This is a genomic window from Candidatus Similichlamydia epinepheli (genome assembly GCF_003056015.1).
Map to the genome: position 1 here is coordinate 1 of NZ_PPEU01000128.1, position 1,591 is coordinate 1,591.

At 43.7% G+C, this 1,591-nt stretch carries 1 protein-coding gene; it reads right to left on the minus strand.

Annotated features, from left to right (window positions below):
- On the minus strand, positions 1 to 1,591 hold a 1,591-nt coding region (locus GCCT14_RS04820), incomplete at both ends, for a DNA-directed RNA polymerase subunit beta' (protein WP_478209993.1).

Here is a 1,591-nt window from a genome sequence, read left to right on the forward strand (position 1 = left end):
AACGACATAGCCGTCAAAACTTCATCAGTAGATGAAAATACTCGAACCGATCTTCCTTCCGCTTCAGGATCATAAATCGGATCATGCATCAAATAATAGATGCCCAAAATCATATCCTGAGAGGGAACGGCAACAGGTTTGCCAGAAGAAGGCAGAAAAATATTGTCTGGAGCCATCATCAACAGACGTGCTTCAAGCTGTGCTTCAATCGAAAGAGGCAAATGAACCGCCATCTGGTCCCCGTCAAAGTCTGCATTGAATGCAGAACAAACAAGAGGGTGAAGACGAATGGCCTTCCCTTCGATTAAAACAGGCTCAAAGGCTTGGATACCCAACCTGTGAAGAGTAGGGGCTCTGTTCAAAAGAACTACGTGACCCTTAATTGTTTCTTCTAGAACGTCCCAAACAACAGAATCTCTTCTACGAATCATTTTTTTTGCAGCAGGGACAGTATAAGCGTGACCAAGCTCCCTCAATCTACGAACAATGAATGGATCAAATAGAACAAGGGCCATCTCTTTCGGTATTCCGCATTGACTAATAGATAGCCCCGGCCCCGAAACAACTACGGAACGAGCAGAATAGTCGACACGCTTACCTAAAAGGTTTTCTCTAACACGACCCTTCTTACCCTTAATAACCTCAGCCAACCCCTTCAACTGACGATTTCCAGCACCCATGACCGGATGACCATGACGCCCATTATCGAATAATGCATCCACCGCCTCTTGGAGCATCCTCTTTTCGTTTCTGACGATCACTTCAGGAGTCTTAAGCTTCAAAATAGCCTTAAGACGATTATTGCGGTTAATAACCCTGCGATAAAGATCGTTCAAATCACTTGTTGCAAAACGACCCCCATCGAGAGCAACTAGAGGGCGCAATTGTGGCGGGATGACTGGCAATGCACTCAAAACCATATCTTGAGGACGATTCCCTGATGCTATGAATGCCTCAATTATCTTTAAACGCTTTGCTAACTTCATACGAGCTTGAGCAGAACGAGTCTTCCTGAGTTTATCCTTAAGGTCTGAAACAGACGCTTCCAAATCCTCTGAAACAAGTAACTCGTGAATGGAAACTCCACCCATATTTGCTGAAAAAGCGGTAGATCCCCACCTTTCTCTAGCTTCCTTTAATTGCTGATCTGTCAAAAGCTGTTTTCTTTGAAGATCCGTATTGCCTGGATCAATAACAACATGCTCTTCGTAATAAATGATACGTTCCAAATCTCTCAAAGAAAGGCCTAGCAGATTTCCAATTCGACTTGGCATCGTCTTGAAAAACCAAATATGTACAACAGGAATAGCAAGCTCAATATGCGCCATACGTTCACGGCGCACTTTAGAAAGAGTTACTTCAACTCCACATCGATCACAAACAACACCTTTATTCTTCGTCTTCTTGTACTTTCCACAAGCACATTCGCAGTCTTTGGTTGGCCCGAAAATCTTTTCACAAAAAAGACCTCCCTTCTCAGGCTTAAAAGTCCTGTAGTTGATAGTCTCAGGCTTCTTTATCTCCCCACATGACCACTCATTTCTAATCACCTCGTCAGAAGCAATTGCAATGGACAATACCTCAAAGTCGG